Source organism: Pelomicrobium sp. P1 (assembly GCF_052805615.1).
In genome coordinates, this window is record NZ_JBRBEM010000026.1 from 1 (window position 1) to 12,469 (window position 12,469).

Below are 12,469 nucleotides of genomic sequence, written 5' to 3' on the forward strand. Positions count from 1 at the left end.
CGTATTTGAACGGTTGAAAACCGAACCGCCGACCAACGACGGCGGTTTGACCACGAACGGCTCTCTCCGCCAGCGCGTGTTGTGCGGAAGAATGTGGGGCAGAAAAACGAATTTTTAGAGGTTCCCTGAAGACGATGACCCGGCCTTCCCGCTGGGCTTTTTTTTTGGCTCTTCAGGAAATCGTGTGGGTCAGGGAGGTCTTGCCTAAATCCGGCCCCCGGGCGAGTATTGCGGAGCTATGCGCGATACCGAACTCTACCAAACGCTTCTGGGTCTGACGGCACCTTGGGAGGTGACGGCAGTGGCTATCACCCCCCTCCGGCGGGTCACCCCCTCGGGGAGATCGCCGTGACCGTGCAGTGGCGACCGGATACGGCTTTCATCTGCCCCAGCTGTGGGGCTGTGGCCCCGGGCTATGATGCCCGCCCCCGGCGCTGGCGGCATTTGAATACGATGCAATGGAAAACATTCATCACGGCGGAGGTCTCCCGCGTGAATTGTCCGCAGTGCGGCGTCAAGCAGGTGCGCGTCACCTGGGCCGAGGACGCCTCCCGCTTCACCGAGCTCTTTGAGGCCTTCGCCATCCAGGTGCTCAAAGCCGTGTGGAGCAAGGTCCAGGCCCAGGGGCTCACGGCGCTGTCCTGGGACCAGGTCGACCGGATCATGGAGCGCTCGGTCACCCGGGGGCTCAGCCGTCGCTCCCTGGAGGGTCTTGCCTTTTACGGTCTCGATGAGAACAGCTCGGTAAAGGCCACGACTATGTCTCGGTGCTGCACGATATCACCGGGCGGCGGGTGCTCGACGTCGCGCCCGAACGCACCCGGGAGGCAGCCGATGCTCTCTGGGCCACGATCCCGCAGGTCCAGCGTGATGGTGTCCAGGCGGTCGCGATGGACATGTGGGACAATTACATGCAGGCCACGGGGGAGGCCGTGCCTCAAGCTGCCATCGTGCATGACAAGTTCTACTGCGCCAAGGAGCTCAACCAGACGGTCGACCTCGTACGCCGGCAGGAGCATCGCCACCTCAAAGCTCAGGGCGAGGAGACCCTCACCCGAACGAAGTACTTGTGGCTCAAGAACCCAGGAACTGGACGGATCGCCAGCATGAGAGTTTTCAATCCCTCAGAATCGACACTCTGAAGGTAGGCCGCGCCTGGTCGATCAAGGAGGCGTTTGCCGAGTTCTGGAACTACCGTTATGCCGGTCCCGCCCAGAAGTTCTTCGACCGCTGGTACTTCTGGGCTACCCATTCACACCCGCCCCCCCATCGTGAATGCAGCCAAAACCTTGAAGCGCCACCTGCCGGGACTCCTGGCCTACACGGAGCACCGCATCACCAACGCCGTTGCCGAAGGCACTAATGGCAAAATCCAGCTGATCAAAGCCAATGCCCGGGGCTACCGCAACCTCGTCCAGTACCGCATCAGTATTCTCTTTCACTGCGGGGGCCTGGATCTCTATCCGGACGGCTGTGCACCATGATCTTTTCGGGGCCCACCCACACGAAAGCCGCAAGAGCCTTTTTTTGAGCCGAGGCCAAGTGCGCTTCTTCCAGAGCGCGACGGCTTGCTCGTTGCGCTCGATGGCGCGCCTCTCGGGCTTCTGGCTGGAAAAGCCCATCGCCCCCAGAAGGCGCCAGACCTTGGACCTCGCTGTATCGGAGACGGAAGCGCTTCTCGATCAGCAGGCGCACCCGCTTGAGTGTCCATAGATCGGTGCCGTACCCGCAAGCTACAGGCCCGGCCAGCAGCGCCTCGCGCAGCTCTTCGACCTGCTCGGCGGACATCCGGGAGGGACGGCTGCCTTTGCTCATCTCGCGCAGCCCATCGATGCCTTTCTCCTGCAATACGCCCAGCCAGCGATACACGCTCTGCCGCGGCGTCCCGACTATGGCCGCCACTTCCGCCGGCTTCTTGCCCTTCATCAGCAACCGGCCCGCGCGCACACGCCGTTTTGCCGCCTCGTCCATCTTGACCGCCATGCTTTCTCCTTGATGCAATCGCAACATCGATATAACGCATCAGGGAGAAAAAGGTTGTCATGAGGTTACGTAATTCTCAATAGATACTGCCTGCCAGTTTGCTGAACCACGGTTTTGAAGGTTCATCACCCATTAGCGATTTCCTATCGCCCATAGGGACAGGGTGGGGACAAAGGCCACAACGGCCGAGATGATGATCATCCCTATCACGAAGGGCACCGCGCGGCGGGCGATAGCCAGAATGGGCTGGCCGGTGAGCCCCGACATCACGAAAAGGTTGAGCCCCATGGGCGGCGTGATGAACCCCAGGCCCAGAGAGGTGATCATGAACACGCAGAAATGGATGTCGTTCATGCCGATGGCCTTGGCTACGGGGTGCAGCAGGGGCGCCAGGATCACGATGTTGGGCGTGGCTTCCATGAACATGCCGGCGACGATGAAGATCGCGAGCATCACGACCCGCAGGGCCGCGGGATCGTCGGTGATGGAGGTGAGCGTCTGGACGAAGGTTTGCGGGACGTCTAGCACGGTGAGGGCCTGGGCGAAGAGCATCGCCACCGCTATGATGGGCAGGATCACGCCGTTTACCCGGGCAGAGGTCTCCAACATGGCCGGAAAATCGCGCAGCGTGATGGTGCGCTGGACCAGACCGACCGCCAGCGCCACCGCCACGGCCACTGCCGCGGACTCGGTCGGCGTAAAGATGCCGCTGTAGATCCCGCCAAGAATGATGACTGGTACGACCAGCGCCCACTTGGCCTCGTTGAGAGTGCGCAACCAGCGACGCCAGGAGAAGGGATGGCGGGAGTTCTCATAGCCCTCTAGGCGATTGACAACAGCGTTGGTGACGATGACTCCGAGCAGCACCAGCACGCCGGGGATGGCCGCGGCGACGAACAGGGTGGCCGAGGAGATCCCCAGCACCAGCCCAATGATAATGTAGGCGATGGAAGGCGGGATCAGGATGCCGGTGCAGGCGCCCGCCGCCACCAGGGCGCAGGCGTAAGGCTTTGGGTAGCCCCGCTCCACCAGCCGGTCCATGGTGATGCGGCCGATGGCCGCCGCGTCCGCCGCATCCGAGCCGGAAATGCAGGCAAAGAGGCCGCAACCCAGGACGGTGGAGGTGCCGAAGCCCGAGCGGAACGATCCGGTGCTGGCCTCGGCGAAGTCCAGCAGCTTATACGCCAGGCCCGAGCGCACCATCACGTCTCCGGTCAGCACGAACAGCGGGATAGCGATCAAGGCGAAGGAGTCTACCCCCTCGAACAGGGCTTCTCCCAGGAGCGATAGAGGCAGCGCCCCGGTCGCCTGGAGCAGCGCTACGGTGCCCAGCCCCAGGGCTATCCAGAACGGTACCGCCAGGGCGAGGAGCAGCAAGACCAGCAGCAGGGAGAGCGTTACTGCCACGGGCGGCCCTTAGTCGAAGAGGAGCTTGCCGCCGCGGGCTTCCTGGCCGGCGCGCAGGTCGCGGATGTCCCGCGCCGCCGACTGAACCAGCCGCACCATCATCAGCGTGAAGCCTACGGGGATGGCCGCCTCGAACCAGGCCTTGCTGATGCGCAGCGCATACGACCGGGCGTCGAACTGGATCAGCGTGCCGATGGTGTGCAGCGACCAGTAGAGGGCGAAGCAGGCGAAGACGAAGGTGGCGATCTCGCCGAACAGGTAGATGTAGCCGTGCAGCCGCTTCGGCACCGCGTGAAGCAGCACGTCGAAGCGGATGTGGGCCCGCTCCTTGACGGCGTAGGAGGCCCCCACCCAGCCCAGGTAGATGAAGGCGTAGCGGGCCACCTCTTCGCCCCAAAGGGAGGAATAGCTCAAGACGAAGCGGCGGAAGACTTCCGTGACGATGACGAACACGATGGTGCAGTAGAACACCAGCATGAGGTAACGCTCGGCGTTGCGGTCGAGCCTGCGGAGGAATTCGCGCATACCTCGCTCCAGGAGGGTGCAGGGAGGCGGGCGGGAGTAGATGCCGCCCGCCCGCGGGCTTGTCAGGCCGGGTGGTCGTCGACCTTGATCTTACCCTGGGTGTTGGCGGCGGTTTTGAGCTTCTCGAATACGTCGATAGAACCGGCGAGTTCCTTCTTGAACTCGTTCCACTCGGGCCGCTGCTCGCCGCAAGCCTGCACCCACTGATTCATCTCCGAGGCCGAGGGCCTATAGAACTTTACACCCGCCTTGCCCATGGCCTCCATGGCGTTCTTGCGGCTCACGGGGATCTGGGCGAAAGAGGCCGCCTGGGTCTGCTCGCAAGCTTCGTCGAACTTGACCTGCAAGTCCTTGGGCAGGGTGTTGAACCATTGCAGGTTGCAGGCGAACATCTGGGCGTCCGGCACGGAGTCGACCATGGTGATAGCTTCCAGGATGTCGATGAAGCCGAAGGTATAAAGGGCTCCGATGGACGGATCGAGGCCGTCAGCCACGCCCTGCTTGAGCGCCGTGGGCGTCTCGCCCCAGGGGACGATGGTAGGATTCGCGCCGGCAAGCTGGTAGAACCTGGCGAGCAGCTTGGAAGGGGGGATGCGCATCTTCATGCCGCGCATGTCCTCCGGGGTCTTCACGACCTTGCCGAAACCGCGCCGCACGGCCACCGTGCGCGGATCCACCGTGTAATAGAACATGGTCCGGTAGTTTTTGGCGGCGACGCGAGGGTTCACCTCGTCGGCCCACGCCTTGGAAGTCACCAGGTTGGCGAACTTCTGGTTCTCACCGCACCAGAAGGGGATGTTGACCAAGTCCACAACCGGGGCGAAGGGAGAGAAGTTGGAGAGAGAAATCGCGCCACCGTGGACCGTGCCGCCCTGGATTTTCTGTCCCAGGGCAGCGCCGATCCCAAGCTGTCCGGCGGGGTATAGCTTCACATATACCGCGCCGCCGGTGGCCTTTTCCACGTTCTCCTTAAACGTTTCCTGCATGATGGGATAGGTCTCGTAGGCTCCGAGCTTGTACTCGGTGGCGAACGTCATGGTAAACCTAGCCGCCTTCTGTTTAGCCGCTTCGTCCTGGGCGGCGAGGGCTACCTCGGGCTCCGACCACAGATAACCACCAGTGGCGGCCAGCACCGCGGTGGTGAAGCCATACCGGACGGCCACGTCCAGGAAGCGGCGCCGCTCGTGGGATTGCAGCGCTTCGGATGGTTGCTTTCGCGACATGGTACTCCTCCTCTTTCGGTTTACGTCGAATTTCACGCTACGGCGCTTCGGACGCCCTGTCCTCGAGGCAGAACAGGCCCGTCACGAAACACAACATACCGGTCAGCACCAGCAGAAACTCCCCCACGTCGCCGATGCGAGGAAGCGCCCAGCCGAGCCGGGTGGCCGCGAGCCCAGCGAGGACGTTGAGCGCGTAGGCGAGCAGGAAGCCTGCGGAGAACCAGAAGAAAACCCGGCCGCCGTTACGCGCTGCGCTCGCCATGGCTCGTGGCGTCGTTTCCGCCATTTTTCCGCGTTCAGTGGGGAGACAGCACGATCTTGGCGGCGGCCGCCCGTCCTTGGTCCAGCTCGGCGAATGCTCGCGGGCCGTCCTGGAGAGGCCGCACCTCGACCCAATCCAGATCCCCGAATACGCCGCGATGCAAGGCGTCTACGGCCGCGCGCAGGTCCGCCGTGGAGTAGGTATATGTGCCGATCAGGCTGACCTCGGACAGGGTGAGCTTGCGCATGTCAATCTCGCTCGCCCAGTCCTGGAGCCCGATATGCATCACCACTCCCCCGGGCGTTACCGCCTTGAGGGCGGCCTCCCGGGTGGCCTTACCCCCTACTGCGTCGACTACCAGCGTCGCCGAGTTCTCCGTAATGCTGGTTGCGAGGGGATCGAAAACTTGAGCCGCGCCGGTCTTTCCGGCCGAGGCGCGGCGGAGGCGATTGGTCTCGGCGAGTCGAATATCGCGGCAACCGTAGGCGCGTAGCAGGAGGGCGCAGAGGAGCCCGATGGCGCCGCCGCCGATCACCAGCACGTCCGCTTCGGGCAGCGGCCGGGCGAGGGCTCGCATAGCCATGCCCACCGCGTGCAATGCTGTGGCGGCGGGCTCGGTGAGCGCCGCCCGCTTGGGATCCATGTCCTGCGGAATGGAGATCAGGCACGAAGCGGGGATTGCCATGCGCTCGGCAAAGCCTCCGGGTCGGGTCATGCCGATCATGGCGCGATGGGCGCACAGGTTGTTGCGGCCTTGCACGCAGTAGTCGCAGCGGCCGCAGGTGATGAGCGGATTGACCGTGACGCGCTGTCCTTTCCCGGGTCCCTCGAGGATGGTGGCGGCCAGCTCGTGACCCAGGATGAGGGGCGGGACCCGGCGGGGATCGTGGCCGTGATAGGCGTGCATGTCGGAGCCGCAGATGCCAACGGCGTCGATCCCGAGCAGCACCTCGCCCGTCCCTACAGAGGGCTCCGGCTCGTCCCGGTAGACCACCTGGTTCGGCGCGGTGTAGACCAGAGCTTTCACGGGCAAGGCTCCTCTCGTATCGATCATCCGGCGGAAAAGCCGCCGTCCACGAAAATGATTTGTCCGGTCACATAGTCGGAAGCGGGGCTTGCCAGGAAGATGGCGGTGCCGGCCAGATCCTCCAGTCGCCCGTTTCTACCGATGAAAGTGCGCTGGGCCATGGCCCGGGCGCGCTGCGGGTCGCCGAACACGGGCGCGGTGAGCGGCGTTTCGAAAAACCCCGGCGCGATGGCGTTGGCGTTCACGCCGTGGCGGGACCAGGTCTCCGCCTGGGCGCGAGTGAGCTGGGCGATGCCGCCCTTGGAAGCCCCGTAGGGGCCGCTATTGCCGAACGCCCGCACCGACTGCAGCGAGGCGATGTTGATGATGCGGCCCCAGCCTTTCTCGATCATGGCGGGTGCGAGTTTTTGCGCCAGGAAGAAGGGCGCCTCCAGGTTGATCTTGAGGGTGACGTCCCAGTCGGCTTCGGTGATTTCCAGCATGGGCCGCCGGATATTGACGCCGGCGGCGGAAACCAGGATGTCTGGCGGACCGAAGAACGAGGCCGCCCTGGCGGCTCCGGAGTACAGCTCGGCGCGCACCGCGAGGTCGCACGGCACGCAGGCCGCGTCGCCGCCCAGCGCCTCTACACGCCCGCGGGTCTCGTCCAGCTCCGCCGCCCGACGCGCCATCAAGACCACCCGAGCGCCCGCCTGGGCCAGCGCCAGGGCAATGGCCTGGCCGATGCCGGAGCTCGCGCCGGTGACCAGGGCGACCTTGCCCTCGAGGGAGAACAACCGTCGGATCAGGGACATCAGGCTGCCGTCTTGAAGGTCTCGCCGGGAAAATATTTCCGCAGCCGGTCGTCGGCGCTGCGGGCGTGGGCCTCCATGCCCTCCAGCCGGGAGATCCGGGCGGTGACCTGGGCGATCTGGCGGGTCGCTTCCCGGGTCATGCGTTGCCAGGTGAGGGTTTTAAGGAACTTGTGAACCGATAGCCCTCCCGAGTAACGGGCCGCCCCCTTGGTGGGCAGGATGTGGTTGGGCCCCGAGGCCTTGTCGCCGAAGGCCACCGTCGTCTCTTCGCCGAGGAAAAGCGACCCATAGCAGGTGAGATGGGCGAGCCACCAGTCCAGGTCGCGGGCGTGCACCTCCAGATGCTCGGAGGCGTAGCGGTCGGAGACCTCGATCAACTCTTCCCGCGTGTCGCACAGGATCACCTCGCCATAGTCCCTCCATGCGGCGTCGGCGGCTGCACGTGCCGTGGGGGGGAGCGCCGCAATGAGCCGGGGAACCTGGCTCAAGACCTCCTCAGCGAGTGCCAGGGAGGTGGTAAAAAGCCAAGCGGGCGATTCGTGGCCGTGCTCCGCCTGACCCACCAGGTCGGACGCCACCAGAGCAGGGTCCGCGGTGTCGTCGGCGATCACCGCCACTTCCGACGGCCCGGCGAAAACGTCGATCCCCACCTTACCGAAAAGGGCGCGCTTCGCCTCCGCGACGTACTTGTTGCCGGGGCCGACGATGATGTCCGCAGGCTTGCCGGTAAAGAGCCCATAGGCCAAGGACGCGATGGCCTGGACGCCGCCGAGGGTCATGATAAGATCGGCGCCTGCTACCTTCATGGCGTAGAGCACCAGGGGGTGGATGCCCTCGCCCCGGTACGGGGTGGAGCAAGCGATCACGGTGGGGACCCCTGCGGCCTTGGCGGTAGCGATGCCCATGTAGGCGGAGGCGATGTGGGCGTAGCGCCCGGTGGGCACGTAGCAGCCTGCCACGTTAACGGGAACCAAGCGCTGGCCGGCCGTGACCCCTGGATGCAACTCGACGGCGAACTCGCGAATGGAATCCCGTTGGGCCAGGGCGAAGCGCCGCACCTGCTCGGTGGCGAATTCGATGTCGCGCTTGATCGCCGCCGGTATGTCCCGGGTGCGGCGTTCCACCTCCTCGGGGCTGACCAGGATCTCGCCGGTCCAATGGTCGAGCTTCCGGGCGTATTCGCGCACCGCTTGCTCGCCACTCCGCTCGATCTCGGCCAGCATCTCACCCACGACTTTTTGAGCGGCGCCGGTTTCCGTTTCAGGAGTCTTGGATGCCTTTTTGAGGTATTGGATAGCCATGAGGAATGGGCCTTGTATTTGTAATCGATTACAGAATATTTGGCGAAGCAGGTGGATTTGTCAAGTCAAAAATATAGAAATTTCTATACAATATAAAAAACAATGTATTATTGATAGGAGTCACTTATCGAGAAGGTAGTGGGTTGTAATCGATATCATAAAATGCTGAACAAACCTCAATGAGCTCTAGACGATGGAGCAGCCAGGCCGGTGCTTCTGCGAAGGGCGCCGAGCCGCGGCACGACGTGAAGCTCGCCGATGTGGCGCGGCTTGCCGGCGTGTCCACGGCGACCGTATCCAGGGCCCTTTCAACGCCCCATAAGGTGAGCCCAGAGATGCTGCGCCGCGTGGAGGACGCGGTGCGCCTCTCGGGTTACGTGCTCCATGGGGCGGCGCGAGCCCTGCGCTCCCGCCGCTCGCGCACGGTCGGCGCGGTGGTTCCCACCCTAGACAACGCCATCTTTGCCAACGCGACCCATGCCTTGCAGAAGACCCTGGAGGAAAACGGCTACACCTTGCTGGTGGCGTCCCACGAATTCGACCTTGAGGGGGAAGTGCGCGTCGTGCGGCCGCTCCTCGAGCGGGGCATCGACGGCCTGGTGCTGGTGGGGCTCGATCACGAGCCGGCGCTGTTCGAGCTGCTCGAATCGTTTCGCTTGCCTTACGTACTGACCTGGGCGCTGGACCCGGAAGGGCGGCACCCGTGCGTCGGATTCCGCAACCGGGAAGCGGCGGCCCGGATAGCCGCGTACCTGCTGGACATGGGTCATCGCCGTTTCGGGATGATCGCCGGTCTCACGGCCCGAAACGACCGCGCCCGGGAACGCGTGGTCGGCGTGCGTGAGACCCTCGCTTCCCGGGGCGTCGTTCTCGATCCCGAACATGTCCTGGAGCGGCCCTACACCTTCGGTGACGGCCGCCGAGCGCTTGCGGCCCTCATGCAGCTCAATCCGCCGCCTACGGCGGTGATCTGCGGCAACGACGTGCTGGCCATAGGCGCGATGACCGAGGCGCGGGCCCAGGGCATCGCCATACCACAGGAACTCTCCATTACCGGATTCGATGACCTGGAAATCTCCTCGCTGATCGAGCCGGCCTTGACCACGGTGCGGGTGCCTACCCGGGAGCTGGGCCAGCTTGCGGCCCAGCATCTGCTTGCCCGCCTAGCCGGAGAGGAGGTGGAGAGACTTCGGGAGGTATCCGTCGAGCTGATCGTGCGTGCCAGCACCGCGCCGCCGCCCTGATGGTGCTTGTGCGGTCAATAGACGGCTTCCACCGAAAATCCCCGGCGCGCGAGCAGGCTGGGGACGCCCCGCTCCCCGTAGAGGTGCAGCGCGCCGAAGGCGGCGAAGACGCTGCCCTGGGCGATGAGGGGCGCCAGGCGCTCGGCCATGCGCTCGTTGCGGTCGTACAGGAGGCGGCGCAGGAACAGCTCGTTATGGGGCCGGAGGTCTCCGTCGTCCCCCAGAGCCTGGGCGTTGAGCCGCCACAGGGCCTCCAGGTCCCGCCCCAGGTAGGCCCCCACCAGGCGGTGAATCGCTTCCTGGAGAGCGGCATAGTCGGCGATCACTTTTTTCAGCAGGACGAGCTGGGTCTCCCGGGGCATTCCGTCGAAGGCGGCGATCTGCTCGTCCACCGTTTCCAGGGCGTGGATGGACTTTCCCGCCCGCACTGCCTCGTTCACCAATACCCGGTCGAGGATGAGGCCGGTGGCTCCGGGCGGCTGCAGCAGGGTCAGCATGGCCGCCCAGGGCTTGAGGCGGGGTCGCGCTTCTCCGGGAATGCCGTATCGGGCCAGCAACCGGTCCGCCTCGGCGTAGAGGGCCTCGCCGAGGAGCGCCGGCAGCCGGGGCGCCTCCGTGACCATGGCGGAGCGGAAGGCGCGGCCCGCCGCCTCGTCGTACAGCAGTTCCGCGGCGAAGGTCTGGGCGCGGTCGAAGGCGCCCCTGACGGGCTCGGGGAGCGCCAGCACCCGATCGTCGTCCAGGTGGAGGGTGCCGAACAGGTAGCTCGGCGCCACCCCCTTCGCTTCCACCTTCCACAAGACGCCCCGAGAAAATCCGCCCCGCTCCGGCGCGGACGCCGGGGGTTCAGCCAGCGCCCGGTCGGCGGCCCAGAGCGCGACCAGGCTGGCGAAGATCAGGAAGCCCTTCCGGGGGAACGGACGTCGTACAAGCTGCATGGGCACAAGCTGCAGGGTGAGGTGGCGATGGTCAAGGATAGCAGCGAATGGGACAATGGGCACCGCCCGTCGAGCCTTCGATGGATGGTGGAGAACCATTGATCGCTGTCCTCGTGCTCCAGCATTTTTACGGCGCCCGGCGGGTGAACGGCAAACCATGGGAGATCGGAGATGCAGGTCAAACGATGGCTGATGATCGTGGCCGCGGGCTTGGCCCTGGGCGGCGGAGCGCTCCGAGCGGAGTCCGGCGCGGGCCATGACCAGGCGCTTTCCGGCGTGCTTACCCTCGACGCGGAAGCCTCCGTCGAAATTCCCAACGACGTGGCGGTCGTGACGCTGTTAGTGGAGCGCCAGGCGGAAAATCCCGCCGCGGCGGCGGGGGAAGTGGCCCAGGCCCTGGACGAGGCGGCCGGACAGGCCCGGGCGGTGCCGGACGTGCAGGTACGCACGGGCGGGGTGGGCACTTTCCCCCAGCACGATCCCAAAGGCAAGATCGTGCGCTGGCGGGCCCGGGGAGAGCTGATCCTGGAATCCAAAGACTTTCCCAAGCTCTCGGCCTTGAGCGCCCGGCTCAACCCCTTGATGCAGATCGCCCAGGTCCGTTTCCAGCTCTCTAACGAAGCGCGCCAGCGGGAAGAGACGCGGTTGATCGGCGCCGCCATCGAGGCTTTCCGGCGCAAGGCGGCGCAGGCGGCCGAAGCCTTCGGCTATCGGGGCGTCACGATCCGCGAGGTGAGCGTGTCCTCGGGGCCGAGCCGAGGCGAGCCGCCGGTGCCCTATCGGGCTCAGGCCCTGAGCGTTCCGGCGGAAGCCGCGCCCGTGCCCCTGGAGGGCGGGCGCACCGAGGTGGCCGTCACCGTCCGCGGATCGGTGCAGATGGAGCGCTGATCAAGACCATCATCGAGCCTTTCCGCATCAAGACCGTCGAGCCCATTCGCTGGACCACCCGTGCGGAGCGGGAGGCGCTGCTGCGCCGGGCGGGTTATAACCTGTTTCTCTTGCCGGCCGATGGGATCCTGATCGACCTGCTCACCGATTCCGGGACGGCGGCTATGAGCACCCGGCAATGGGCCGCCACGATGCTGGGCGACGAAAGCTACGCCGGAAGCGCCAGCTTCGAACACTTCCGGCGCTCGGTGCAGGACGTGTTCGGCTTCAAGCACGGGATCCCCCTCTACTTCGACGCCTGCTGTTTCGCCGAGAACGCCTATCTCGTCAAGCTGCGCGAGCCCGGCTGCGGGCAAAAGAGCGCCCGGGAGATCGCCCGGGAGATTTTTTCCCTCGGCGACGGCTGCACCATGTCGGCCAAGAAGGACGGGCTCGCCAACATCGGCGGCTTCCTGTGCACCAACGACGACACCCTCGCCCTCCAGGAGCGCAACCTCCTCATTCTCACCGAGGGCTTCCCGACCTACGGCGGCCTGGCGGGGCGCGATCTGGAAGCGGTGGCGGTCGGCCTGCAGGAGGCGCTGGACGAAGACTACCTGAGATACCGGATCGCCTCGGTCGCCTATCTGGGCGAGCACCTCGCCGTGGCGGGGGTGCCCATCGTGCAGCCGCCCGGCGGGCACGCCATCTATCTGGATGCCCGTGCCTTCCTCCCCCATGTTCCGCCGGCCCAGTTTCCCGGGGTGGCGCTGGCGGCCGAGCTTAAGGGGCTTTGCGGCTACGTTTTCAAGCGCGCATCGCCCTCCTGCGGCATGGAGCGGGTGCGGGTCTACAGCCCCTTTGGGACCCCCGCGGGGCAGTCCGCCGGGATCTATGC

The 12,469-nt window shown here is 65.2% G+C and carries 12 protein-coding genes and 3 pseudogenes; 6 read left to right on the forward strand and 9 right to left on the reverse strand.

Translation table 11 applies throughout. From position 1 onward, the window contains the following. Nucleotides 1–354: 354 nt before the first annotated feature. From ACUVYZ_RS17015 to ACUVYZ_RS17025, 3 genes and pseudogenes are all read left to right on the forward strand, one after another. Nucleotides 355–663: pseudogene (locus ACUVYZ_RS17015) on the forward strand (transposase family protein); the annotation flags it as partial. 131 nt (nucleotides 664–794) lie between these two features. Next, a pseudogene (locus ACUVYZ_RS17020) lies at nucleotides 795–1,363 on the forward strand (transposase). Further along, complete coding sequence (locus ACUVYZ_RS17025; RefSeq protein WP_439935640.1) at nucleotides 1,272–1,484, forward strand: transposase; 213 nt, start codon at nucleotides 1,272–1,274, stop codon at nucleotides 1,482–1,484. Before ACUVYZ_RS17020 ends, ACUVYZ_RS17025 begins: the two are co-directional and overlap by 92 nt. 178 nt (nucleotides 1,485–1,662) lie before the next feature. Here the strand turns inward: ACUVYZ_RS17025 and ACUVYZ_RS17030 are convergent. From ACUVYZ_RS17030 to hisD, 8 genes and pseudogenes are all read right to left on the reverse strand, one after another. Next, nucleotides 1,663–2,010, reverse strand: a pseudogene (locus ACUVYZ_RS17030) (helix-turn-helix domain-containing protein); the annotation flags it as partial. A 105-nt stretch (nucleotides 2,011–2,115) separates the two neighbouring features. After that, nucleotides 2,116–3,390, reverse strand: coding sequence for a TRAP transporter large permease (locus ACUVYZ_RS17035; protein WP_439935639.1), 1,275 nt, complete (start codon nucleotides 3,388–3,390; stop codon nucleotides 2,116–2,118). Nucleotides 3,391–3,399: 9 nt separating this feature from the next. Further along, nucleotides 3,400–3,915: a TRAP transporter small permease gene (locus tag ACUVYZ_RS17040; RefSeq protein WP_439935638.1), complete on the reverse strand. Its 516-nt coding sequence runs from the start codon at nucleotides 3,913–3,915 to the stop codon at nucleotides 3,400–3,402. 62 nt (nucleotides 3,916–3,977) lie between these two features. Continuing rightward, on the reverse strand, nucleotides 3,978–5,138 hold the full coding sequence (locus ACUVYZ_RS17045) for a TRAP transporter substrate-binding protein (RefSeq protein ID WP_439935637.1): 1,161 nt from the start codon (nucleotides 5,136–5,138) through the stop codon (nucleotides 3,978–3,980). 37 nt (nucleotides 5,139–5,175) lie between these two features. After that, the gene (locus tag ACUVYZ_RS17050; protein ID WP_439935636.1) at nucleotides 5,176–5,424 is read right to left on the reverse strand and encodes a hypothetical protein; all 249 of its coding nucleotides are present in this window, start codon (nucleotides 5,422–5,424) and stop codon (nucleotides 5,176–5,178) included. Between the two features lie 10 nt (nucleotides 5,425–5,434). Then, a complete protein-coding gene (locus ACUVYZ_RS17055; protein WP_439935635.1) occupies nucleotides 5,435–6,427 on the reverse strand; it encodes an alcohol dehydrogenase catalytic domain-containing protein in 993 nt (330 codons plus the stop codon). 23 nt (nucleotides 6,428–6,450) lie between these two features. After that, the gene (locus ACUVYZ_RS17060; protein WP_439935634.1) at nucleotides 6,451–7,221 is read right to left on the reverse strand and encodes an SDR family NAD(P)-dependent oxidoreductase; all 771 of its coding nucleotides are present in this window, start codon (nucleotides 7,219–7,221) and stop codon (nucleotides 6,451–6,453) included. Further along, nucleotides 7,221–8,522: a histidinol dehydrogenase gene (gene hisD, locus ACUVYZ_RS17065; RefSeq protein ID WP_439935633.1), complete on the reverse strand. Its 1,302-nt coding sequence runs from the start codon at nucleotides 8,520–8,522 to the stop codon at nucleotides 7,221–7,223. Before hisD ends, ACUVYZ_RS17060 begins: the two co-directional genes overlap by 1 nt. A 179-nt stretch (nucleotides 8,523–8,701) precedes the next feature. Here hisD and ACUVYZ_RS17070 point away from each other — a divergent pair, with 179 nt between their 5' ends. Next, nucleotides 8,702–9,766 carry a LacI family DNA-binding transcriptional regulator gene (locus ACUVYZ_RS17070; protein WP_446033089.1) on the forward strand — a complete coding sequence of 355 codons (1,065 nt, stop codon included), beginning with the start codon at nucleotides 8,702–8,704 and terminating at the stop codon, nucleotides 9,764–9,766. A gap of 14 nt (nucleotides 9,767–9,780) precedes the next feature. On the opposite strand, the gene ACUVYZ_RS17075 is transcribed toward ACUVYZ_RS17070, so the two are convergent. Next, entirely contained in the window at nucleotides 9,781–10,704 is a 924-nt protein-coding gene (locus ACUVYZ_RS17075) for a TraB/GumN family protein (RefSeq protein ID WP_439935631.1), read from the reverse strand. A gap of 171 nt (nucleotides 10,705–10,875) precedes the next feature. On the opposite strand from ACUVYZ_RS17075, the gene ACUVYZ_RS17080 reads away from it, so the two are divergent. Together ACUVYZ_RS17080 and ACUVYZ_RS17085 are read left to right on the forward strand one after the other, a co-directional pair. Further along, complete coding sequence (locus ACUVYZ_RS17080) at nucleotides 10,876–11,592, forward strand: SIMPL domain-containing protein (protein WP_439935630.1); 717 nt, start codon at nucleotides 10,876–10,878, stop codon at nucleotides 11,590–11,592. Next, nucleotides 11,592–12,469, forward strand: an 878-nt coding sequence (locus tag ACUVYZ_RS17085; protein ID WP_446033090.1) for a beta-eliminating lyase-related protein, incomplete at its 3' end; no start/stop codon positions are given. The genes ACUVYZ_RS17080 and ACUVYZ_RS17085, both read left to right, overlap by 1 nt.

What these genes read in the sequence shown, in the direction of transcription:
- ACUVYZ_RS17060 (WP_439935634.1), bottom strand. Translation starts at nt 7,221, where the DNA reads ATGTCCCTGATCCGACGGTTGTTCTCCCTCGAGGGCAAGGTCGCCCTG.
- ACUVYZ_RS17045 (WP_439935637.1), bottom strand. Translation starts at nt 5,138, where the DNA reads ATGTCGCGAAAGCAACCATCCGAAGCGCTGCAATCCCACGAGCGGCGC.
- hisD (WP_439935633.1), bottom strand. Translation starts at nt 8,522, where the DNA reads ATGGCTATCCAATACCTCAAAAAGGCATCCAAGACTCCTGAAACGGAA.
- ACUVYZ_RS17070 (WP_446033089.1), top strand. Translation starts at nt 8,702, where the DNA reads ATGAGCTCTAGACGATGGAGCAGCCAGGCCGGTGCTTCTGCGAAGGGC.
- ACUVYZ_RS17050 (WP_439935636.1), bottom strand. Translation starts at nt 5,424, where the DNA reads ATGGCGGAAACGACGCCACGAGCCATGGCGAGCGCAGCGCGTAACGGC.
- ACUVYZ_RS17080 (WP_439935630.1), top strand. Translation starts at nt 10,876, where the DNA reads ATGCAGGTCAAACGATGGCTGATGATCGTGGCCGCGGGCTTGGCCCTG.
- ACUVYZ_RS17040 (WP_439935638.1), bottom strand. Translation starts at nt 3,915, where the DNA reads ATGCGCGAATTCCTCCGCAGGCTCGACCGCAACGCCGAGCGTTACCTC.
- ACUVYZ_RS17075 (WP_439935631.1), bottom strand. Translation starts at nt 10,704, where the DNA reads ATGCAGCTTGTACGACGTCCGTTCCCCCGGAAGGGCTTCCTGATCTTC.